This window comes from Leisingera sp. M523 (assembly GCF_025141335.1).
Taxonomy (GTDB): domain Bacteria; phylum Pseudomonadota; class Alphaproteobacteria; order Rhodobacterales; family Rhodobacteraceae; genus Leisingera.
The window spans coordinates 2,477,802-2,499,874 of record NZ_CP081036.1 but is presented as its reverse complement, the minus strand read 5'-3'; the positions used below and the strand labels follow the sequence as shown (position 1 = coordinate 2,499,874).

The window sequence follows — 22,073 nt, the reverse complement described above, 5'->3', positions numbered from 1 at the left end:
GCCATGACCGAGGGCGCGCCCAAGATCCGCATCGACAAGTGGCTATGGCATGCGCGGTTTTTCAAAACCCGCAGCCTGGCCGCGAAACAGGTCAGCGCGGGCCATGTGCGCCTCAACGGCACCAAGACCTTGAAACCGGCTCAGAACGTCGCCCCGGGTGACGTTCTGACCTTTGCCCAGGCCAAAATGATCCGCGTGGTGCGGGTCGAGGCCATCGGCGAACGCCGCGGCCCGGCGCCCGAAGCCCAGGCACTGTACTTCGATATGACGGAAAAGCAGGAAAAAATTCCGGCCAATCCCAGGTTCGAAGGAAAAGGCCGGCCGGACAAAAAAGCCCGCAGAGCGCTTGATCTTACTCGCAAGCAGGATACCCTTTGACGGCTTGAAGCCGTCGCCGGTCTGGATTAGCTAGGCGCAAACGGAAAACGGGACTCGGTATTATGACCTATGTCGTGACGGAAAACTGCATCGCCTGCAAATACACCGACTGTGTCGAGGTATGCCCGGTGGATTGCTTTTACGAGGGCGAGAACACTCTGGTGATCCACCCCGACGAATGCATCGATTGCGGCGTCTGCGAACCGGAATGCCCAGCAGATGCAATCCGCCCGGATACCGAGCCGGACATGGACAAATGGGTCGAGTTCAACCGCAAATACTCTGAACTGTGGCCGGTCATCGTCTCCAAGAAAGACCCGATGCCGGGCTACGAGGAACGCGACGGCGAAGAGGGCAAGATGGAGAAGTATTTCTCCGAAGCGCCCGGCGAAGGCGGCTGATTCTCTGCCTGATCGGGGCGATGCCGCAAATTTGCGGGAAACCGCCGCATCGCATGGGGTTTTAACGGACCCTGATCTGCAGGCCGCCTTTCGGGCGGCCCTTTTTTGTGGTATGCTTAAAGGGCAAAAGACATAAACAATCGGAGTCCGCCCCTGGCGCACGCCAGCAGTGGTGCGCAGATTGGGCGGTATTTCTGCGGATAAAATGTCCTGGGGGCTGGTCAAATCAAACTGACCGGGGCCGGGCATTTTGTTCGCTAAAATGCCGGAGCCGCCCGGCTATGAGTAAGGAATAACCTGTATGACCAAATCGAAGAAGCTCGAATTCCGCCCTAATGAGTATGTTGTCTACCCGGCGCATGGCGTGGGCCAGATCATCTCGATCGAGGAGCAGGAAGTGGCCGGCTTTGCGCTGGAGCTTTTCGTGATCACCTTTGAAAAAGACAAGATGACCCTGCGGGTGCCGACCAACAAGGCAACCGAAGTGGGGATGCGCTCGCTCAGCTCGCCGGACGTGATTGCCCAGGCGATGAAAACGCTGAAGGGCAAGGCCAAGGTCAAACGCGCCATGTGGTCGCGCCGCGCCCAGGAATATGAGCAAAAGATCAACTCCGGCGACCTGATCTCGATCGCCGAAGTGGTGCGCGACCTGCACCGCACCGACGACCAGCGCGAACAAAGCTACTCCGAGCGTCAGTTGTACGAAGCCGCACTTGAGCGCCTGACCCGCGAAGTTGCAGCAGTATCCGGCAACGACGAGATTGCGGCCGCCAAGCAGGTGGATGAGGTTCTGACCTCCCGCGTTGCAGCATAAGCATCTGCAATAATCAGTCATTGAAAGGCCGTGCCCCTCGTGGGCGCGGCCTTTTTCATGAGACGGTCCGGCTCAGCTGCAGAGTGCGAGAAGCGTGAGCAGGCCGGCAATCTCGGCGATTTGCTGGGCTGCCCCCAGAATGTCCCCGGTCTGGCCGCCGATCCTGGCCTTGGCCAGCGCCCCCAAACCCAGGGCAGACGCACCCATGGCCAAGGCCGCAGGCCACGCCGCAGCGCCAATCAGCGGCAGCGACAGGACAATGGCCAGCAGGGCCGCCAGAAAACAGGGCAGGGCGCGGGGACGGCCCACGGTTTGCGACAGTCCGGCAGCGCGCGCGTTTGGCAGTGCCAGCATCAGCGCCGGCATTACTGCCCGGCTCAGCATGGCCAAGGCCAGCAGCGGCCAGGCACCTGCTGCGGCGATCAGCGCCGCCAGGGCGCTCCAGCGCAGGCCGAACCCAAGGATCAGGGCAATCACGCCATAGGCGCCGATGCGGCTGTCCTTCATAATCTCCAGCCGCCGGTCCCGGGTGAACCCGCCCCACAGCCCGTCGGCAGTATCGGCCAGCCCGTCCTCATGCATGGCGCCTGACAGCATCACCTGAACCGCCAGCGCCAGTCCTGCGGCGACCGCGGCGGGCAGGCTCATGTGCAATGCAAAAGATGCAATCAGCGCCGCCGGCAGGCTGACGGCAAGCCCGGCCAGCGGAAACGCCCAGACCGCCTTGGCCTGCCGCTGAAAAGCCGTCGCAGGCAGATGCGGCAAAGGCAGCCGGGTCAGCAGAACCAGCGCCAGCAGGATGTCATTTGCCTGGATGTCGTTTTTTCGCATTTACGGGCCTATTGCGGGGCTTGCGGCACTGCCGTCAGCCGTTAAACAGATTGCCATCCGCTTTATCCGCGTCCCGCGCCCAGATGCAACGAGGCTTTCACATGCTGCCACAGCTTTCCTCCCTTGATGATTTTCGCGCCGCACTGGCCAGTGCGCCCGCGCAGGACCAGGCCGCATTGGACGGTGCGGCTGCGCGCAACACCCAGCTGACCAAGCCGCCCGGTGCCTTGGGCCGGTTGGAGGAGCTGGCCATCTGGTACGGCGGCTGGCGCGGCAGCGATAGGCCGGAAATCACCGCACCGCAGGTGATCGTCTTTGCCGGCAACCATGGTGTGACGGCACAGGGGGTTTCTGCCTTTCCGCCGGAAGTCACCGCCCAGATGGTGATCAACTTCGAACATGGCGGCGCGGCCATCAACCAGCTGGCCAGGCTGGCCGGCGCCCGCATGGATGTGCATGCGCTGGAGCTGGAGCGCCCGACCGCCGATTTCACCCAAGGGCCCGCGATGAGCGGCGATGAGCTGCTGGCTGCGCTGCAAACCGGCTGGGAGGCGGTGGACCCAAGCGCTGACCTGCTGGTGGTCGGCGAAATGGGCATCGGCAATACCACCCCTGCCGCCGCCCTGGCCTGTGCGCTGTTCGGCGGCGAGGCGGCGGATTGGACCGGGCGCGGCACCGGTGTGGATGAGGCGGGGCTTGCGAATAAAATCCGCGTGGTGGCCGAAGGCGTTGCACTGCATCAGGGCAGGATCAACGACGGGCTGGATGCGCTGGCCTGCCTGGGCGGACGCGAAATTGCTGCCATGGCGGGCGCCATCGCTGCCGCGCGCGTGCTGCATATCCCGGTGATCCTGGACGGATTTATCTGCTGCGCTGCGGCGGCCTGCCTGTTGCAAACCGCAGACGGCACGCTGGACCACGCAGTGGCCGGCCATCAAAGCGCCGAGGGGGCGCATCCGGCGCTGCTGGCGAAGCTGGGCAAGCAGCCGCTGTTGTCGCTGGGCCTGCGTCTGGGCGAGGCCTCCGGTGCGGCGCTGGCGATCCAAGTGCTGAAAGGCGCCGTTGCCTGCCACAGTGGCATGGCGACCTTTGCCGAGGCGGGGGTGACGGACGGCTGAACAGCCCCGTCCAGATCTTTTCCGCAAGGCCCGGATCCACCCCGGGCCTTTGGTCATTCGGCGGCTTTGGTGGACTTCTTGCGCTTGCGTTCGGCCATCTCAAAAATCGCGCTTTCGATGGCTTTCTCCAGCTCCCGGGCGCGGTCTATATAGGCCGGGTTCTGGCTGGCGGGCACGCCAGGGATCCAGTGCTGGGCAAGGTCGCGCAGGTTGGCGCGGTCATGCGCATAAAAGGTCTGCGCCGCCTGCGCCGCCTCATATTCGCTGAGGCCGACGTTCTCCAGCACATAGCGGCCCGCACGCACAGAGCTGTCGAACATCTCGCGCACGATGTCATCGGCGCCGGCTTTATACAGTTCGTAGACATGGTTGCGGTCCTTGGCGCGGGCGATGATGTGCAGATCCGGATAGGCCCGGCGCACATAGGTGACCATCTTGACCACGCCTTCCGGGTCATCCAGCGCCACCACAAAAACCTTTGCCTTGGCAATGCCGGCGGCTTTCAGCAGTTCCGGCCGGGTTGGGTCGCCAAGGAAGCTTTTGACCCCGAAACGGCGCATCAGCTGCACCGCCTCCATATCATGGTCCAGCACCACGGTTTTGAAACCGCTGGCCTGCACCAGCCGGTTGACGATCTGGCCGAAACGGCCGATGCCCGCGATGATCACCGGCCCTTCCTCGTCAATCTCGTCGGGTTCATGCTCCTGCCGGGCGTCGCCCATGCGTTTGGACAACAGGTCATAGGCGATGAACAACAGCGGGGTGATCAGCATCGACAAGGCAATCACCAGCAACAGCTTTTCTGAAAGCGCCGCCGGAATCACGTTCAGCTGGGTGGAAAAAGCCAGCAGCACAAAGCCGAACTCGCCGGCCTGGGCCAGGCTGAGGGTGAACAGCCACAAGCGGCGGCGGCGCAGGCCAAAGGCACGGCCGACGGCAAACAGCACCGCCCCTTTGGCAAAGATCACCAGCAGCGCCAGGCCGATCAGATCGCCAGGGTCGGCAAGAAACTGGCGGTAGTTGATGCCCGCGCCGACGGTGATGAAGAACAGCCCCAAAAGCAGCCCCTTGAAGGGGTTAAGGTCGCTTTCCATCTCGTGCCGGAATTCGGAGTTGGCCAGCACCACCCCGGCCAGAAAAGCGCCAAGCGCCGGAGAAAGGCCGACCAGCGTCATCAGGAAGGAGATACTGACCACAATCATCAGCGCCAGGGCTGTGTACATTTCACGCAGGTTGGAGGCGTGAATGAACCGGAACAGCGGCCGCGTCAGGTAAATACCCGCCAGGATGATAAAGGCGATGGCGGCCAGGGTGACCAGCGCCACCGCCCAGCCGGGCAAACCATCCACCAGCGACAGCGACCCGTGACCGCCGCCATGGCCGTCTGCGCCATCCCGGATGATGGAGCCATCGGAGGCAAACTGGGGGATCGCATAGCTGCCCAGCAGCGGCAGGAAAGCGAGGATCGGGATCACCGCGATATCCTGGGTCAGCAGCACCGAAAACGCAGAACGGCCGCCGCCGGTGCGCATCAGCCCCTTTTCCGACAGCGTCTGCAGAACAATCGCCGTGGAAGACAGCGACAGCGCCAGCCCGACCGCCAGGCTGACATGCCAGGGTTCGCCTGCGGCCATGGCTGCGCCCATCAGGACAGCGGTTGAGGCCGTGACCTGCATGCCGCCTAAGCCGATCAGCTTATCCCGCATGGCCCAGAGGGCGCGCGGTTCCAGCTCCAGCCCGATCAGAAACAGCATCATCACTACGCCGAACTCGGCGAAGTGGCGCAAATCCTCGGTTTCGGTGCCGGTCAGGCCAAAGATCGGGCCGATGGCAATGCCCGCAGCCAGGTACCCCAGAACCGAGCCAAGCCCAAGGCGCGCAGCCAGAGGCACCGCAATGACTGCGGCGCCCAGATAAATGGTTGCTTGGTAAAAAAACTCTTCCATATTTCAGGTATCGCGCGCCTGCCGGTGCCTTGGCAATGGCTTTGCCGGCCGCGGCGGTCTGTTACGGCAATCCGGTGCCTGCCAGCAGCAGTCATTGACGGATTTTTGTGCGGGTTTGCTATTCTCCGGGACCGCTATTGTTCGAGCAGGCGAATCTCTTCGCTCAGCTTGCCGATCCGGTCCAGCCGCCGCGAAATCCGTTCCTGGAAGCCGCCCAGCTGATCAATGATATCAGCCAGTGTTTCGCCGGAATCGGTCAGCCTTGCACTTTCGATCTTAAGCAGCACCCGGGTGGAGCTGAGACCAAGAAAATGCCGGTGCATGATCTGGCAGGCGCTGGTGATGCGCGCGGCTTCTTCGTCCACTTCTTTCATGCCGTCCTGCGAACGCTTGACCTGGTCTTTTACCAGGTCGCCCAGGATCCCGCGCTCGGTTTCCATATCGGCCTCACCCAGGTCGCGGCGTTCCTTTTGCAGCTGATTGTCGCATTCGACCAGAATACGCGCCATGCCTTCGACAAACAGGCTGCTGTTCACCGAAGCCTTGATTTTGGCGAAATTGCTGTTCTCGCCCATCACATGGGCGCCGAACCAATCCGACATCTCGCGTGACATGGACCCGTAGTTCTGCGACAGCACCGTGACCGGGCCGCCCGAAGGCTCAATCCGCGACGCCAGCACCCGCAGGTTATGCGGGATCGTGTGCATTGCGTCGAAATCTGTGATCAGCCCTTCGGTCTCTTCCACCAGGGTTTCAGCGTTGCGCAGCATGCCCGTCAGCTCTTGGATCCGGGCGTGGGGCGGCTGGTTCAGGCCCTTATCGCGCGAGATCAGTTCCTGGCTCAGCGCGTGAGCGGCAAACTGGTGGTAGTTCTCGTAGCCCTGGCTGTTCAGCCAATCGAGCAGATATTGCGCGCTGTCCTCCGGGGTGACGTCCTGTTCGGTCTCCCGCTTGAGCATTGTCGCATAGAGATTGCGCACCTCGGCAAACAAGGCGCTGCTTGGCTTGATGCGGGCGGAAAGATAGCCGTCCTGGCAGGGCACCACCACGGCAAATACCCAATAATACAGCCCGTCCTTAGACTTGTTCTTGACGTAGGCACCCATGAATTCGCCGCGCTGGATGGTGTCCCAGAACAGTGAGAACACCCCCTTGGGCATGTCCGGATGGCGGATCACCTTGTGCGGGGCGCCGATCAGCTCGTCCCAAGTGTAGGCGCCAACCCGGCGGAACACATAGTTACCGGCTTGGATTATACCGCGGTCGTTGGTCCTGGAAAAGAACACCTCATTGAGGCCAAACGGGGCTTCGCCGCTGGTCGGACGCGTTTCAATTCGGCGGTCAACAATAGACACAGCACGTTCCACTTTCGGTTACAGAATTCGTTAGTGCATCTTTACCGCCAATTCCTTCCCGGATGGTTAAGTCGGCAGCGGTGCATCACGTTTTAATTGTGCCATTACGATCTGACTCTGGACCCTGGAAACAGCGGGATGGGGCAGCAGGATGCCGTGGATAAGTGTGTTCAGCGCCTCCAGATCGGCGCAATAGACGCGCAGCAGGTAATCAGCCTCTCCGGTCATCGTCCAGGCCGAGGTGATTTCCGGCTGGCTGGCCACCAGCCGGGCGAACCCCTTGGATTGTTCGGGGCCGTGACTGCCCAGATGAACCTGCACAAACCCCTGCACCGACAGCCCCAGCCTGGCGGGGTCAAGCCGGGCCGAATACCCTTGGATATACCCTTCTGCCTCCAGCCGCTGCCGCCGCCGCCCGGCCTGGCTGGGGGAAAGGTTGAGCATCTCGCCCAATTCCTGCGCGGTGAGATGGGCATTTTTCTGAAGCGCTGCAAGCAGCTTGGTATCTGTTGGGTCCAGCATGCGTGTTTTTTCCGTTTTTGGCCACTATGGCGCGAATGTTACGCGTATTTCAAGTTTTCGGTGCGAAACAACGCGGAAAACCTGCGCCGGATATGCGGTATTCTTGATGCAAGAATTCACCTGGCTTCCCGCATGATCCGAAGGAGACACCCAATGGGTCCGTTCCCGCATAACGCCCCGAAATCCGAAATCACCCCGGAAAACCCGGCTGGCACCGATGGTTTTGAATTTGTTGAATTTGCCAGCCCCGACCCGGACGAGCTGCGGGCGCTGTTCACCCGTATGGGCTATGAGCTGACCGGCCACCGCAAGGATCAGCCGCTGGTGGAACTGTGGCAGCAGGGCGACGTCACCTATATTCTGAACGCCGACCCCGAAAGCTTTGCTGCCGGATTTGTGGAACAGCACGGCCCCTGCGCCCCGGCGATGGGCTGGCGGGTTGCGGATGCCCAGAAGGCGTTCGAACACGCGGTGTCCAAAGGCGCCGAGGCCTATGACGGGCCGGGCAAAGTGATGGACGTGCCCGCGATCAAGGGGATTGGCGGCTCGCTGATCTACTTTATCGACCAGTATCACGACACCTCGCCCTACAACGCGGAATTCACCTGGCTGAAACAGTCCAAGCCGCGCGGCGACGGGTTCTTCTATCTCGATCACCTGACTCACAACGTCTACAAGGGCAACATGGACAAGTGGTTCAAGTTCTACGAGGAGCTGTTCAACTTTAAGGAGATCCGTTTCTTTGACATCCAGGGCAAATTCACCGGCCTTCTCAGCCGTGCGCTGACCTCGCCCTGCGGCCGCATCCGGATCCCGATCAACGAGGACCGGGGCGAAACAGGTCAGATCGTTTCATATTTGAAAAAATACAACGGCGAAGGCATCCAGCATATCGCGGTGGGCTCGGACGACATTTATGCCAGCACCGATGCAATCGCGGAAAAAGGCTTGAAGTTCATGCCTGGCCCGAACGACGCCTATTATGAGATGTCCAAAGAGCGGGTGCAGGGCCATGACGAACCGCTGGAGCGGATGAAGAAACACGGCATCCTGATCGACGGCGAAGGCGTGGTTGACGGCGGCGAAACCCGGATCCTGCTGCAGATCTTCTCAAAAACAGTGATCGGGCCGATCTTCTTTGAATTCATCCAGCGCAAGGGCGATGACGGCTTTGGCGAGGGCAACTTCAAGGCGCTGTTTGAATCGATCGAGCGCGAGCAGATCGAAAACGGCGAGATCCAGGCCGCGGAATAAATAACCTGAGAAACGGAAAAGGCCGGTCCTGCCATGCGGGTCCGGCCTTTTTGCGTGCGGCGGCAAAACGGCCTGCAACACGCCCATTCGCCGGAGCTGCTGTTTTTTGAGTTAAGCGCGGGAAGGGATTGATCTTATCCCTTGGGCATTTCCAGGGTGCGGTTGCGGCCGCCTTTCTGGTACTGCAGCCGGCTTTCACCAATGGCAATTACCCGGCCCCCGTCGATACGGTCGCCGACCTGCACCTTTTTGTATCTGCCTGAGGGCAGCCGGACCAATGCGCGGCGGTCCGAGGCGGTGCCATAGACTCCGATCAGGTTCAGCTTGCGCAGGTTGATGGCGTTGCTGACAGTGGCGCGGCGGGCGACCGATGCGGCTGTCGGGATGCGGGGTGCCGCCGCGGCTGCAGCGGCGGGCACGGCAGCGGCGGTCTGCACCTGGTTCTGCGGATTGCGCCGGGCGCGGTCGACCAGATTGGCGAAATTGGCGGGTCTGGCACGCGGAACAGCCGAGGCGGCGATGGCTTGGGCTGTGACCGGCAGCTGCTCTTCCCCGGCGGGCTTCAGGCTGGCGGGGCGCTGGCGCGGGCGCATGCCGGCCAGTTCTGTCCGGCTGAGACCGCCAAGCTGTGCGCGTTCCACCTGTTCCTCCAGATCTGCAGGCCGCGCCTTGGGGCGTTTGCGCGACAAGACCTGATTGCGGGCCACTTCTTCGGCCAGCGCTTCGGCGGCGGGGTCGCTGCGATCCGGTGCGGGCGGCGGCACTTTCTTCGGACGGCCAAGGTAGACGGTGATGCCATCGGGATTGAGCGTGCCTTCGGGGCTGGCCTTGACCAGCCCGCGCGCGTCCAGATCAAACGCAGACCCTGCTGCGGCAGGAGAGGCAACGGCGCCGGGTTCGTCATCCCCGGCAAAAGTTTCCGGCTGCGGCAGGGCCACCGCGTCGGCGGCAATCTCAGTGCGGTCAACGGATGCCGTGTAAAGCTCGTCCAGGCGGGGCGCGGCGGGGATGCCTCCCAGACCGGGGGCAACCGGCCAGACCCCGGTTGCGGCATAGCGCGCGGCCTGGGCCAAGTCATCCAGCGGCTCTGCAGTCAGAGATTCAGCCGGCGCCGGGGCCGGCTGGGTGTCCTCAGCACCGCCAGGCTGCAGGGTGGAAGGGTCCAAAAAGGCGGTGCCGGTGCCCTCTTCGGGCAGCTTCACACCATCAGCGGCGGCTTCATCCTCAACCGAAGGGAGCACGCCTGTGCCGCTGGCCTCAGTCAGGGCGGTGTTTTCCTGCGATTCACCCTCTGCCGACGCTGCGCCGGTCTCCTGCAGCCCGGGATCGGGCTGGTCCGCCAGGACGCTCACCTGTGGAGCGATGGCGGCAGGGGCGGTTTCTGAACCGGGGCTGCCTGCCGCAGGCGCGCGCGCCGGCTGGGGGAGGCCTTCCTGCGGCTGCCCGTCTTCGGAGCTGACCGCAGGGGCGGGTGCCAGGCCGGGATCCTGATCCGGGGCTGCGGCAAAAAATCCGCCTTCGCCAAATATTGCCCAGACCGCAACTGTTGCCATGAACAGCAGCAGCACAGCTGTCAGGATCACCCCAAGGTAGCGCGGCTTGCCTTTGGCGGCCTTTTCGGGGGCCGGGGACTGTGGCGCCGCGGGCGCGGCGGCTGCCGGGGTGCTGTCCCGTAATGCTGCCGGCGCTGGCGGAATTGGCAACGGAGAATCCGCACCAGTTGGCAACGGAGCTGGCGGTATTGGCAAATGGGCCGCCGGAGTGTCCGCGGTGTCAGGTTTCCGGACCGGAATTGCTGCGCCGACCGGCTTCACGGCTGCTGGAGCTTTTGGCACTTGGCGCCCGGCGGCCAGCGAAGCGGAGGCTTGTGCGGACGGCGCGGATACGCTTTCAACAGAGGCTGCCTTGTCCTCTTGGCTGAGAGGGCCTGAAACACCTGGCAGCGGCGCGCCAGAAGCGCCAGAAGGCGGCGAAACAAGCGGTGGCGGGCTTGCAGGCTCCTCGGCCCCGGCTGCCTTGGCAGACAGGGGCACCGGTGTGTCCTTGGGGGGGGTAGCCAGCGGCGCGCTGTCCCGCTCAGGTGCTTGTTTGGCGGCGGCAGCCATATCTTCTGCCTCAGCAAGAACCGCCGGTCCTGCCGGCTCTGCCAAGGGTTCCGTAATAGCGGCAATTGCTGCCGGTATTACGCTGTCTTCCGCCAGTGCTAAGGCGGCTGGGTCATCCGCGCTGTCTTCGGTCAGGAGGACTGGCAGTGCTGCCGGCCCGATCACCTTTACCACAGTATCGTCCGGCTCAACCTCGGTGCCGCGGATTGCCCGGGTGGTGCCAAAGAACGGCTCTCCCGGAAAACCGCTGTTTTCCGGCGCCGCAACAAAACTGACCGGGCCGAACCCGTGTTCGACTGCAAAGGTCTCAGCCTCGTCCAGGGTCTCCAGCGCCACCGCCGCAACATGGGTCCGGCTGCCCTCGATGGCGATATCAAAGGCCAGCTCATCCACCGGATAAGGCGTGGCCCCTTCCAACGCCTGCCGGGCCGCTTCAATCCGCGCCTCGGCAGGCAGATCACCGGTCTCGGCGGTCAAATAGCGGATCTGGTCGTCGGGCAGGATCAGCTTGCAGAAGATGCCGCCGGGCGCCAGCTGCAGCGCATCCGCGCGCATCGCGGCCAGTGCCGCAGGCAGGTCTTCAGTGTTGAACGGCGTGCTGGCCACACTGCGCCAGCCGTCTTCAGCGCGAAATAGCAGCGCAATGCCGTCAGCGGAAAGTGAAAGAGCAAAAGCCGGTTTCATGCCTTGGGTCAAACCATCAAAATCCATACTGCCCGGGGCCGCCTGACGGGCCCGGTGTTTTGACGCGGACCTTAAAGCAGGAACCTGCCGAGTTAAAGGAAAAGACGTCTGCCAGGACTTGCAGGCGGCAGTTTGCCATCCCCATCTAGAAGGCATTGCAAAAGGAGCTTTTCCGTATGAAGGCAAAGAAAATTCTGGCAGCTGCGCTGATGCTGTCGATGAGCGCCGGGACCCTGGCGGCAAGCGGGACCGCGGCGTTGCGCCAAATCACCGTGAACGGCGAAAGCACGCTGCAGGTGGCGCCGGAACTGGCGACAATCACGCTGGGTGTCACCGAGGAGGCCGAAGAAGCCGCCGCCGCTATGGCCGCCGTATCTGACGCGATGGGCGCAGTGATTGGACGGCTGAAGGACGGCGGTATTGCGGCTGAGGACATGCAGACCCGGCAGATCTCAATGCATCCGGTCTGGTCGCAGGACCGGTCTTATGACAGCGGCGGCCGGCGTGAGATCACCGGCTTTCAGGCCTCGAACACCCTGATGGTGCGGGTGCGCGACCTGGACCGGCTTGGCCCGGTTCTGGATGCGGTGCTGACGGCCGGCGCCAATCAGTTCCAAGGGTTGAGTTTCGGGGTGGCAGATCCGTCTGCGGTCACCGATCAAATCCGCGGTGAAGCCGTCAAGGATGCCATCCGCAAGGCGCAGCAGCTGGCAGACGCGGCGGGCATGGAGCTGGGGCCGGTACGCTCGATCAATGAACACGGCGGCGGTGGCGGACGTCCGATGATGGCAATGGAAATGGCGCGCAGCGACGCGATGCCGATTGAGGCGGGCGAGCTGACCTTCAGTCACAATGTCTCGGTGGTTTTCGATATGATCGTGCCCGGCGGCGAGTAAATCGCGTAAAAAGGAAAGGCCGGGCAGGGCGCCCGGCCTTTCTGTTGAATGGCGGTTGGCCTGCTCAGCCGCAGGCTTTGGCCAGCGCCTGGTCCAGATCACGGATCAGATCGTCTGCATCCTCGATCCCGATGGAGATACGCACCACGTTCGGGCCGGCGCCTGCAGCTTCCTGCTGCTCGGGTGACAGCTGCCGATGGGTGGTGGAGGCCGAGTGGATGATCAGCGAGCGGGTGTCGCCGAGGTTGGCCACATGGCTGAAGATCTCCAGCGCATCCACCAGTTTGATGCAGGCCTCATAGCCGCCCTTGACGGCAAAGGTGAACAAGCCGCCGGTACCCTTGGGATAGCAGGCCTGGGCACGCTCATAATAGGGAGAGGAGGGCAGGCCCGCGTAGGTCACGTAGTCAACGCGGCTGTCGTTCTCGAGCCAGGCGGCGATTTTCTCGGCATTCTCGCAGTGTTTCTGCATCCGCAGGGACAGCGTCTCAACCCCCATCAGCGTGTAATGCGCCCCTTGCGGGTTCATCGTCATGCCAAGGTCGCGCAGGCCGATGGCAATGCTGTGGAAGGTAAAGGCGAGCGGGCCGAAGGTCTCGTGGAACTTGAGGCCGTGATAGGCGTCCTCGGGGGCGGACAGAGACGGGAACTTATCGTTGGCGGACCAATCGAAGTTGCCGCTGTCAACGACGCAGCCGCCGGTCACGGTGCCGTTGCCAGTCAGGTATTTGGTGGTGGAGTGCACCACCAGCGTCGCGCCGTGGTCAATCGGCTTGCACAGGTAAGGCGTGGCTGAGGTGTTGTCGACAATCAGCGGGATGCCTGCGCCATCGGTGATATCCGCCAGGGCGCGGATGTCGGTCACATAGCCGCCGGGGTTGGCGATGGATTCGCAGAACACGGCGCGGGTGTTTTCGTCGATTGCTGCGTTCACAGCGTCCAGATCGTCGGTGTCGACGAATTTGGCCGACCAGCCAAAGCGTTTGATGGTCTGGCTGAACTGAGTGATGGTGCCGCCGTAAAGCCGGGTCGAGGCGACCACGTTGCAGCCCGGTGCCATCAGCGGGAACAGCGCCATGATCTGCGCCGCATGGCCCGACGAACAGCAGACCGCGCCAACGCCGCCTTCCAGCGTTGCCAGACGTTCCTGCAGCACCGCGACAGTGGGGTTGGTCAGGCGCGAATAGATGAAACCGACTTCCTGCAGATTGAACAGCGCGGCGGCGTGTTCGGCATCGCGGAACACATAGGCGGTGCTTTGGTAAATCGGCGTCTGCCGGGCGCCGGTTGCCGGGTCCGGCTTGGCGCCGGCATGGATCTGCAAGGTGTCAAAACCGTATGTCGGAGCGTCGGTCATGAATGGGTCTCCCTGAAAGCTCTGTTATTCCGGGCACACATCAGCATGGCTGCGCTGGGAAGGCAATTGCGGGAATGCCGCAGCAAAAGGCTCCCGCCCGCCGCCGGCCCCTGGCGGTGCCTGCGCCCGTTGGGCGGGGCGCCATGCTGCGCATGGCGCGCGCCGCGCGCAGCGCGGCGCCGGACCCAACTGCGAAGGGCCTCTGCCAGAGGCCCGTGAGCGGGCGGGAGCCCTGCGTTCTCCAAGACCCGAAAGCCGCGGTCAGCGCATCCAGAAGCCTTCGGATTTGATCCGGTTGCGGATTGCCTGTTCGCGGCGCGGCAGGTTTGCACGGTCAAACAGCGCCCGCACCTTTTCGCCGCGCCCCTGATAGACCATCCGCTTGATCGGCTCGTAGCCTTTCAGAACTTTCTTGATCCGGTTCGGCGCCGTGATTTCCTGCAGCAATTCCACCACCCGGTCGCTTTCCCGCGCATAAAGCAGCGGAAACAGCCGGTAATGGCAGCTGGTCTGCCCATCCAGATAACCGGCAGGCAGCGCATCCCGCCCGCCGCCGAAGGAGTGGATCACCAGCGGCAGCACGATCTGGTCCAGCCAGGGCTCCAGCACCTGGCCAACCAGCTCAAGCGGCGGATCATTGCGGACCGATTGCGCGTAGACCAGAAACCGCTTGCCAAAGGCGCGCGGGCAGGCGCCGTAAAAGAAACCTGCGTTGAAATAGAGATAGCGTTTCCAGTATTCATCCGGCTGGCCGAGGTCGAGACTGGACAGGAAGTCGAGGCCGAAGCGGCTGTAGAGCGATTGCCAGATGCCGCTGTAGCCTGGTCCGTACAGTGTCGGCTTGGGCCAAGTGCCTTCAACCCGCAACGACGCCGAAGGACGGCTGAAATCAAACGGCACATCCGCCAGCTCGCCGGTGATCAGCGTGTCGGTGTCAAAAAACGCAAACGGCTCGCCCTTTGGCATCGCCTGCAATGCTTCGATCTTGTTGCCATAAGGGTAGGCGGCGCCAAAGGCCTTGCTCTCGAACGGCAGGATTTCGGCGCCCAGGTCCGCCAGCGCCTTCAGAACCTCCTGATTGCGAATGCCGGGGTCCTTCTCCCACAGCGGCCCTTGCTGCGGCACTGCCACAAACAGCCGTCCGGAAAAACCGGGCGAACAGTGGCGCAGAGAAGCGGCAAACAGCAGCGCCTCATACTGCAGCCGGCCGGCCTGGCCGACGATCATCACATTGAAGGGGGCATTTGCCATGGTTTTCCCCGTGTTCCGTCTCTTCCGGGCGGATAGGACTGCCTGATTGATTAGCTACAAGCCTGCAAGGCGCCGCGCAACCAGCCTGCAGACAATTTCAGACGGTCTGTGCCGCCAGAGGCGCAAACCGGGGAGAGACAAAGATGAATAACGTGATCCTGGCCCTTCTTGCGGCAACAGTGCTGCCCGGGGCACAGCCTGGTGTTCCGGAAGCTGCGGCTGCTTTGGAGGCGGTGCAAACAGCATCAGCCCAAACGGCACCGGCCGCTGAGCCGCAGCAGGCGACCGGGCGTTTTACGACTGCGCTGGAAGTGAAGCCGATTCTGGCCGCGACCCAAGCCAACTGGATCCATGTGCGCGAGTTCAATGGCCAGGATCTGCTCTATGTGACCCACCTGTGGTCCTGGCGCTGCGGGCTGGCGCAGGTCAAGCTGGGGGTGAACGGCAACCCGCCGGAAATCTGGCCGCTGCCGGACTGCCACCTGGAGGAAGGCTTTCCGAATATGATCAAGGATGAAGACGGGATGCCCTACCGCAGCTATCCTCTGGGTTCCATCCAGCAGATTGCGGTCGAGGTTACCTATGATGACCTGAGCACTGAAGAATTGGTTTTTGGACGCAACGGCCAACCCCAGCAGTGAGCCTGGCGCGGGGTCCTGCTCCTCAGGGGCCCCGGCGGCGGCAACGCAATCCAATGCTGCTATGCGCGTTCCGCCTCGCAGAGGCAGGCCAGGCAGGTCAGGCAGCCCAGGTCAGGCCGGGCAGCCCGCCTGGCAGCAATCAGGGCGCAATCAGGGTGACGCCGGGCATTCGCTGGATGAGATAGAGGTCTTCTTCGTACCGCTCGCTCATCTCCTCCACCAGCACGCTGGTCCAGCCGGGAAGGTCCAGCTCCTCCTCCAGCGCGTCTTCCATCGCAAACTTGTCCAGAAAGGCGGCGTAGACACGGCGTTTGTGGATTTCCGTAAGATCCGGGTTTTCTGCAAGATAGGCGCGCAGCCGCTCCATGCCGGCAGGCTGCATCAGGGTGGCCAGCAGGTCCATCCCGCCTTCGACCGGCGCATTGATCTCCATCCCGCCCAGGTCCCGCAGCACCTGGCCCCAGATCAGCGGCAGATCCTCATAGCACCAGACGGTGACCGGCATGCCGGGCACCATATCCCGCATCTGCGCCAGCAGTCCGGACCAGCGCAGCTGCAGCGGGTCGCCGCCCTGCAATGCGTTCTGCACGATGGACCGGCTGGACTTTGCAAACATCGCGGGCAGGAATGTCGCCGGGTTGCGCAGCGCCATGAAGACTTCCGGCTGATCATAGGGAAACAGCGCCTGCAGTGCCTGCAGCCGGTTCCCGGCCTCCGGATACAGGCGTCCGTCCTGCAGCGCGTGCCGCGGCGAGCCGAAGAAATGCGGATTGGAGAGAATCACCCGGTCCGCCTGGCGGTCATCCAGGATCGCGTCCCACAGCACCTCCGGCGCGTCCTTGGCGGCGCTGCCGTTCTTCATCGCCGCCAGGCAGTCTTTCAGCAAGGACCGGTAGCGGCCGGGCCCTGGCACCGCGGTGCCCTGTTCCGACAAAGCGCCGGCATTTTTCAGCAGCGCCTTCAGCAGCAGATCTTCCTCAGTGGCATGCGCCCCGCAGTGAATGATGACCTGCATGATCCGACCTGTTTTTCCGGGTTTATTGCCTTCAGAAGTAATGTGCAGCAGCAGGGAGGTCAAACCTGCGGTTTGCGCTGGGTTTGCGTTACGGGGGCTGCCGCACCTGCCGCGGCGGCCAGCCCCGGCTGACGGCGTTCTTATCGGAGGGCTGCTGCGTTTGGTTCTGTGCAGCCTGGCGGGAGGTTTTCGCAGATTCGCGATTTGAGTTTCAAACCGGCTTGACGGTCATTCTGTACTTTAGTACCAGTCGCCCAGCAGGCCCGGCGGGGAGATCTTTTCCACCGGACACGCTGGCTTCATGGCCGCGCGCCGGCCCCGGATCTGGACGCCTGTGATTGTGAGTGCCCCTATAGCTCAGCTGGTAGAGCAACTGATTTGTAATCAGTAGGTCCGCGGTTCGAGTCCGTGTGGGGGCACCATCTTTTCAAAGACTTAGGTGTGACGTTGTAGATTGCTCTTAGGGCCATAGAACTTGACCTATGCTGGCTTCGACCAAAGACCGACAAAATTCGTCTTAGGCACTCGGAGCAGCACCTTCAGTTAAGAAGGCTGGTGTTTACCTGACCCGTGGCTGACAGAGCCGCTGAGCCATCCGAGACAAGGTTGCGGCGGCGCATGCCAATGTGTTGCGGCGTCAGGCCTGTTTGCAGGCTGCGCTGTTCAATTTCGGGCGTCTTACGGAAGGGCCAGATCATGACTTGCGTATCTCGCTTGCCAGCAAGGCCCCAGCACCGGAAGCGACCGTAAGATCACCGGTGAAATCGCCCTGGCACTTGGCTGCGGTTTGGGAGTCTTTAAATCCGGCTTGACCCTCCGAGAGGAAGTCTCTGGCGAGCACGATGGCCAGGAGGCTGTCTTAGACTTCGGGTACTGCCCATTTCTCTTTCTCTGCGGCATGTGTGAACGGCCGCTGTTCCCTCTGCAAGGCAGCGTGAAATTTTACGCGATTGCAATGAAACGGCTTGCCCTCATGCATTTATTGCCAGTGGCTCAGGTCCGGCCTGCACGCTCGATACTGCGGGCGAACTGCAGCAGCCGCGCATCTGCGCCCTTGGGGCCGGTGATATGCAGCCCAGCAGGCATTCCGTCCGACGAGGTGCCAAAGGGGATCGAAATGGAAGGCAGCTCCAGCGGCGGGGTAAGCGTCACGGTGCGCCAGTCCTCGGTCAGTTCGCTGTCACGCAGGCCGGCAGAGAAGGGCATCCCCGTGGCCGTGGGCCAGAGGGCAAAGTCGTAGCGCTCGAAAAAGCTGCTGACATCCGCCCAAACTGCGGCGCGGGTCTTCTGGTAGGCGGCCAGCTCCGCCAGGCTGCGTCCTTCGGCCTGGGCGCTGGCGGTGCGGAAACTTTCGCCTGCCAAGGCCATGTCCGGCTGCAGCTGCGTTTGGATCTGCAGCGCGCATTGGCCGCGGACAATTCCGCCATGCGCCAAAAGCGGCGCCAGACCGGGGGTGTCCGCCGCCACCTGCCAGCCGAGGCTCCGGCACAGTGCCTCCGCCGGGGCAATCGCTGCCTGCACCGACGCGTCAACGCAGGCGCCGAAAGGGGACAGCGACAGGGCAACCCTGCCTGCGCTGCGGGGCGGCGCCTCTTCCAGGCCGGCAAGCCGCGGCAGGTCCCGCCAGAAGCCCAGCGGCTGGCGGGGTGTATTGCCTTGCATGGCTTCCAGCATCAGCACCAGATCGCGCACGCTCCGCGCCATCGGACCGGGCACCGACAGCCCGTCAAACGGCGCCGGGTTCGGGTCATAGGGAATTAGGCCCGGGGTTGGCCGGTAGCCCACGACACCGCACCAGGCGGCGGGCGTGCGGGTGCTGCCGCCCAGATCCGAGCCATCGGCCAGCGCCACCATGTTTGCCGCCAGGGCCGCCGCAGCGCCGCCAGAGCTGCCGGCCACTGTCTTTTCCGGGTTCAGCGGGTTGCGGGTGGTGCCAGTCACCAGATTGCTGGTCTGGCCGGAAAAAGTGAACTCAGGCGTGTTGCTTTTGCCGGTTATCACTGCGCCCGCTGCGCGCAGGCGGTCCACGTGCAGGGCATCATAATCCGGCACATGTTTTTCAAAGCTCCTGGACCCCCAGGTGGTGCGCAAGCCCTTGGTTTCAAAGCAGTCCTTGATGGCAACCGGCAGGCCGTGCAGCGGTCCGGCAAATGCGCCCGATGCCGCCATCGCATCCAGTTCTGCGGCCCGCGCCTCTGCCGCGTCCCAGTCCAGGGTGATAAAGGCGTTGACGGTGCTGTTGCGCGCCTCGGTCTGCGCCTTATGCGCGGCCAGAACCTCGCGTGCACTCAGGCTGCGGCTTCGCAGCCTGGCGGCCATGTCCTCGGCGGTAAGGGCGGTGATGTCGGTCATGCGGCAGGTTTCCGGTGCTGGCAGTTAAGGCACGCTTTCCAGACTAAAAAAACATGCCCGGCGGCTCCGTTCCGAACCGGCCGCAAAACCGTCTCTCAGCGACCTTCCAGGCTTCAGCGGCCAAGCCAGCGGCGGACAGCGGCTTTGCCCAGGCGGCAGGCCTCCGGCAGGGTCTCTCCCCTGGCCAGGCAGCAGGCGATTGTGGTGGCCAGGCTGCATCCCGTGCCGCGTTTGGAACCCGGCAGCCGCGCCGCGGCAAAAGGCGTTGCCGCGCCACCGGCGGTAAACAGCACATCAATGCTTTCAGCGCCGGTGCCATGGCCGTCCTTGACCAGCACCGCCCGCACCCCCTGTGCCAGCAGCTGCGCCGCCTGCGCCTCGATGCTGCCGGTTGAGCCGGAAAGCACTTCCAGCTCTGCCAGGTTCGGGGTGACTAAGGCCGCCCGCTGCAGCAATGCGCCAAAGCCGTCTGCCGCCATCAGCCTGCCGCCGGAACTTGCTTTCAGAACCGGATCCAGCACGATAGGCATCTCCCGGGGCAGGGCCGCGTCAACTGCGCTTGCCGCTGCGGCAGACCCCAGCATTCCGATCTTGGCTGCCGCGGGTGCAGGCAATGCGGCCAAGGCTGCCTGCGCCTGGTCTGCAACGGCTTGCGGCGTGCTGGGGTGAATGGCCAGGACCGCGGCATCGGTCTGCACTGTCACAGCCGTCACCACGGGGCGCACCGTCACCCCGAACTCGGCAGCCATGGCCGTATCGCGGGTGAGGCCGGCGCCGCCGCTGCTGTCGGTTCCGCCAATCGCCAGGATCGCGGTCATGCGGGGTCTCCGGCCGCCAGCAGGGCGAGGTCGCCATAGCCCGCAGCCTTCAGATCCGAGGCTGCGCCCCAAGCCCGCAGGCCGGTGCGGCAGCAGAGCACAATCCGCCCCTTGCGCGGCAGCTCTGCCGCCAGCAGATCGGCGCGGGCAATCCGACGGGCCTGGGGCGCGGGCAATCCGGGCGCTTCAGCGGCATCGCGCAGTTCGATCACCGTATCCGCGGCAGTGATATGCGAGGCCGCGACAAAGGGCAGGGCGTCCCCCGGTTCTTCCGCCTCATCAAAGCGGAAGCTGCTGACCTGCAGGTCCTGGAGCCGGAAAACAAACACCTGTCCCCGCGGGGACGGCTGGTGATCGAGCAGGGACTTCAGGACCAGCTGCGCCTGCAAGGCGCCGATCATGCCGACGGCCGGCCCCATCACGCCTGCGGTTGCACAGGTCGCCGCCTGCGCGGGCAGGTCCGGGAATACGGCCCGCAACGACGGCCCGCCGCCGCAAAATCCCCCGGCATAGCCCGACTGCCCCAGCGCCGAGGCCGAGATCAGCATCTTGCCCTGCGCCCGGCATGCATCCGACAGGATATAGGACGACGCAAAACTATCCGCCGCATCCACCACCAGATCAGCCGCAGCCACCATCGCGGCAGCATTGGCCGCATCCAGGTTTTCAACCCGCGCTGTGACGTGCAGAGACGGATTGGCCGCCAGCAAGTGCCGCCGGGCGGCCATTGCCTTGGGCTGGCCAAGGTCGCCCATAGTATAAAGAACCTGCCGGTGCAGGTTGCTTTCCTCCACCCTGTCGCTGTCCATCACGGTGATGCACCCCACGCCTGCGCCGCCGAGATACTGCAGCACCGGACAGCCAAGACCGCCGGCACCCGCAACCAGAACATGCGACCGGGCCAGCCGTTCCTGCCCCTCAGCACCGACCTCCGGCAGGACCGTCTGGCGGGCATAGCGGCTCATGCTGCCTCCTTGACCCGGCAGGCCGCCACCCATTCGCGGGCGCGCGCTTCGGGGTCATCAGCCAGTTGGATGTCGGTCACCACCGCAGCGCTGTCCGCACCGGCAGCAAACACCCCGGGCAGCCGCTCGGGCGTCAGCCCGCCAATCGCGACCAGCGGCGTCTCCCCGGCCATCTGTTTCCAGCGCGTCACCCGCTCCAATCCCTGCGGGTCCCATTTCATCTTCTTCAGCAGCGTCGGATAGACCGGCCCCAGCGCCACATATTCCGGCCCGAACGACAGCGCGCGTTCCAGCTCGCTTTCGTCATGGGTGGACAGGCCAAAGCGGATGCCCTTGCGGCGCAGCGCAGCGAAATCCGCCGTGTCCATGTCCTCCTGGCCCAGGTGCACAAAGTTGCAGTTCAGATCCAGCGCCGCCTGCCAATAGTCATTCACCACCAGCTGCGCGTCATGCACTGCGCAGAAATCCCGCGCCCGGGCAATCTGGCGCCGCACCTCAGTCTCAGGCGCGTCCTTGATGCGCAGTTGCACCAGCTTGGCCCCTTGGGGCACCAGCAGTTCCAACCGGCCGACGTGGCCCGTGATCAGGTAGAAACGTTCCATCAGGCAAACTCCGCCAAGCCAAGTACAGGGGTTGAGGGCACCGCCATGTCGCGCCGCTCCATCGGGTCGGCCTCATAGCCCGCGCGCCCGGCCTCAATTGCCAGCGCCATGGCCGCGGCCATCGCTGCCGGGTCGCCGGCCTTGGCCACGGCTGTATTCAGCAGCACCGCATCCATGCCCAGCTCCATCGCCTGTGCGGCATCCGAGGGCCGCCCGATGCCGGCGTCCACAATCAGCGGCACGCCGGGGAAATGCGCCCGCATCGCCCGCAAGGCATCCGGGTTGCGCAATCCCTGGCCGGACCCGATCGGCGCCCCCCAAGGCATCAGAACCTCGCAACCCGCTTGCAGCAGCCGCTCGCCCACCACCAGATCATCGGTGGTGTAGGGAAAGACCTGAAAGCCCTCATTGCTCAGGATCCGCGCCGCCTCGACCAGCCCGAACACATCCGGCTGCAGCGTGTCGGAATGGCCGATCACCTCCAGCTTTATCCATGGGGTGCCGAACAACTCCCGCGCCATATGCGCCGTGGTCACCGCCTCCTGCACCGAATGGCACCCTGCGGTGTTGGGCAGGATCCGGCAGCCGGCCGTCCGCAAGCTGTCCCAAAAGCCGGCGCCCGAGCCATCAGCAGTTTCACGGCGCAAGCTGACGGTGATGATCCCGGTGCCGCTGGACTTCACTGCCTCCGCCAGCACGGCGGGTGAGGGGTATTGCGCGGTGCCCAGCAGCAGCCGCGAGGTGATATCTGTTCCGTAGAATTCCATT

At 63.6% G+C, this 22,073-nt stretch carries 20 protein-coding genes and 1 tRNA gene; 8 read left to right on the top strand and 13 right to left on the bottom strand.

Annotation, left to right across the window (positions count from 1 at the left end; translation table 11 throughout):
- Positions 1–3: 3 nt before the first annotated feature.
- From K3557_RS12295 to K3557_RS12285, 3 genes are all read left to right on the top strand, one after another.
- Positions 4–378 (top strand): RNA-binding S4 domain-containing protein, encoded by a 375-nt coding sequence (locus K3557_RS12295; RefSeq protein ID WP_259994179.1) that lies wholly within the window; start codon positions 4–6, stop codon positions 376–378.
- A 62-nt stretch (positions 379–440) separates the two neighbouring features.
- Positions 441–779, top strand: coding sequence for a ferredoxin FdxA (fdxA, locus tag K3557_RS12290; protein WP_024090808.1), 339 nt, complete (start codon positions 441–443; stop codon positions 777–779).
- A 301-nt stretch (positions 780–1,080) separates the two neighbouring features.
- Complete coding sequence (locus K3557_RS12285; protein WP_024090807.1) at positions 1,081–1,593, top strand: CarD family transcriptional regulator; 513 nt, start codon at positions 1,081–1,083, stop codon at positions 1,591–1,593.
- 72 nt (positions 1,594–1,665) lie between these two features.
- On the opposite strand, the gene cobS is transcribed toward K3557_RS12285, so the two are convergent.
- Positions 1,666–2,424 carry an adenosylcobinamide-GDP ribazoletransferase gene (gene cobS, locus K3557_RS12280; RefSeq protein ID WP_259994178.1) on the bottom strand — a complete coding sequence of 253 codons (759 nt, stop codon included), beginning with the start codon at positions 2,422–2,424 and terminating at the stop codon, positions 1,666–1,668.
- Positions 2,425–2,525: 101 nt separating this feature from the next.
- On the opposite strand from cobS, the gene cobT reads away from it, so the two are divergent.
- Positions 2,526–3,542, top strand: coding sequence for a nicotinate-nucleotide--dimethylbenzimidazole phosphoribosyltransferase (cobT, locus tag K3557_RS12275; RefSeq protein ID WP_259994177.1), 1,017 nt, complete (start codon positions 2,526–2,528; stop codon positions 3,540–3,542).
- Positions 3,543–3,595: 53 nt separating this feature from the next.
- Here cobT and K3557_RS12270 read toward each other — a convergent pair whose 3' ends face one another.
- From K3557_RS12270 to K3557_RS12260, 3 genes are all read right to left on the bottom strand, one after another.
- A complete protein-coding gene (locus tag K3557_RS12270) occupies positions 3,596–5,488 on the bottom strand; it encodes a cation:proton antiporter (protein WP_259994176.1) in 1,893 nt (630 codons plus the stop codon).
- A 134-nt stretch (positions 5,489–5,622) separates the two neighbouring features.
- The gene (locus tag K3557_RS12265; RefSeq protein ID WP_259994175.1) at positions 5,623–6,843 is read right to left on the bottom strand and encodes a PAS domain-containing protein; all 1,221 of its coding nucleotides are present in this window, start codon (positions 6,841–6,843) and stop codon (positions 5,623–5,625) included.
- Positions 6,844–6,909: 66 nt separating this feature from the next.
- Entirely contained in the window at positions 6,910–7,365 is a 456-nt protein-coding gene (locus K3557_RS12260; protein ID WP_027259655.1) for an Lrp/AsnC family transcriptional regulator, read from the bottom strand.
- A 153-nt stretch (positions 7,366–7,518) separates the two neighbouring features.
- Between K3557_RS12260 and hppD the strand changes: the two genes are divergently transcribed.
- Positions 7,519–8,619 (top strand): 4-hydroxyphenylpyruvate dioxygenase, encoded by a 1,101-nt coding sequence (hppD, locus tag K3557_RS12255; RefSeq protein ID WP_259994172.1) that lies wholly within the window; start codon positions 7,519–7,521, stop codon positions 8,617–8,619.
- A gap of 134 nt (positions 8,620–8,753) precedes the next feature.
- Here hppD and K3557_RS12250 read toward each other — a convergent pair whose 3' ends face one another.
- Entirely contained in the window at positions 8,754–11,408 is a 2,655-nt protein-coding gene (locus K3557_RS12250; RefSeq protein ID WP_259994170.1) for a hypothetical protein, read from the bottom strand.
- A gap of 176 nt (positions 11,409–11,584) precedes the next feature.
- Here K3557_RS12250 and K3557_RS12245 point away from each other — a divergent pair, with 176 nt between their 5' ends.
- The gene (locus tag K3557_RS12245; RefSeq protein WP_259994168.1) at positions 11,585–12,304 is read left to right on the top strand and encodes an SIMPL domain-containing protein; all 720 of its coding nucleotides are present in this window, start codon (positions 11,585–11,587) and stop codon (positions 12,302–12,304) included.
- Between the two features lie 64 nt (positions 12,305–12,368).
- Here K3557_RS12245 and K3557_RS12240 read toward each other — a convergent pair whose 3' ends face one another.
- Together K3557_RS12240 and K3557_RS12235 are read right to left on the bottom strand one after the other, a co-directional pair.
- The gene (locus tag K3557_RS12240; RefSeq protein ID WP_259994166.1) at positions 12,369–13,661 is read right to left on the bottom strand and encodes an O-acetylhomoserine aminocarboxypropyltransferase/cysteine synthase family protein; all 1,293 of its coding nucleotides are present in this window, start codon (positions 13,659–13,661) and stop codon (positions 12,369–12,371) included.
- A 261-nt stretch (positions 13,662–13,922) separates the two neighbouring features.
- Positions 13,923–14,912, bottom strand: coding sequence for a hypothetical protein (locus K3557_RS12235; protein ID WP_259994164.1), 990 nt, complete (start codon positions 14,910–14,912; stop codon positions 13,923–13,925).
- Between the two features lie 143 nt (positions 14,913–15,055).
- Between K3557_RS12235 and K3557_RS12230 the strand changes: the two genes are divergently transcribed.
- Complete coding sequence (locus K3557_RS12230; RefSeq protein ID WP_259994162.1) at positions 15,056–15,553, top strand: hypothetical protein; 498 nt, start codon at positions 15,056–15,058, stop codon at positions 15,551–15,553.
- Positions 15,554–15,692: 139 nt separating this feature from the next.
- Here K3557_RS12230 and K3557_RS12225 read toward each other — a convergent pair whose 3' ends face one another.
- Positions 15,693–16,568 carry a hypothetical protein gene (locus K3557_RS12225; protein ID WP_259994161.1) on the bottom strand — a complete coding sequence of 292 codons (876 nt, stop codon included), beginning with the start codon at positions 16,566–16,568 and terminating at the stop codon, positions 15,693–15,695.
- Between the two features lie 346 nt (positions 16,569–16,914).
- Between K3557_RS12225 and K3557_RS12220 the strand changes: the two genes are divergently transcribed.
- Positions 16,915–16,990: transfer RNA gene (locus tag K3557_RS12220), tRNA-Thr, on the top strand.
- A gap of 571 nt (positions 16,991–17,561) precedes the next feature.
- Here the strand turns inward: K3557_RS12220 and K3557_RS12215 are convergent.
- From K3557_RS12215 to K3557_RS12195, 5 genes are all read right to left on the bottom strand, one after another.
- Positions 17,562–18,920: an amidase gene (locus K3557_RS12215; RefSeq protein ID WP_259994160.1), complete on the bottom strand. Its 1,359-nt coding sequence runs from the start codon at positions 18,918–18,920 to the stop codon at positions 17,562–17,564.
- 113 nt (positions 18,921–19,033) lie between these two features.
- Positions 19,034–19,738, bottom strand: coding sequence for a PfkB family carbohydrate kinase (locus tag K3557_RS12210; protein WP_259994158.1), 705 nt, complete (start codon positions 19,736–19,738; stop codon positions 19,034–19,036).
- Entirely contained in the window at positions 19,735–20,703 is a 969-nt protein-coding gene (locus K3557_RS12205) for a ThiF family adenylyltransferase (protein ID WP_259994156.1), read from the bottom strand. The genes K3557_RS12210 and K3557_RS12205 overlap by 4 nt, the downstream gene beginning before the upstream one ends.
- Entirely contained in the window at positions 20,700–21,305 is a 606-nt protein-coding gene (locus tag K3557_RS12200) for a thiamine phosphate synthase (RefSeq protein WP_259994153.1), read from the bottom strand. The genes K3557_RS12205 and K3557_RS12200 overlap by 4 nt, the downstream gene beginning before the upstream one ends.
- On the bottom strand, positions 21,305–22,072 hold the full coding sequence (locus tag K3557_RS12195; RefSeq protein ID WP_259994151.1) for a thiazole synthase: 768 nt from the start codon (positions 22,070–22,072) through the stop codon (positions 21,305–21,307). The genes K3557_RS12200 and K3557_RS12195 overlap by 1 nt, the downstream gene beginning before the upstream one ends.
- Position 22,073: the final 1 nt, after the last annotated feature.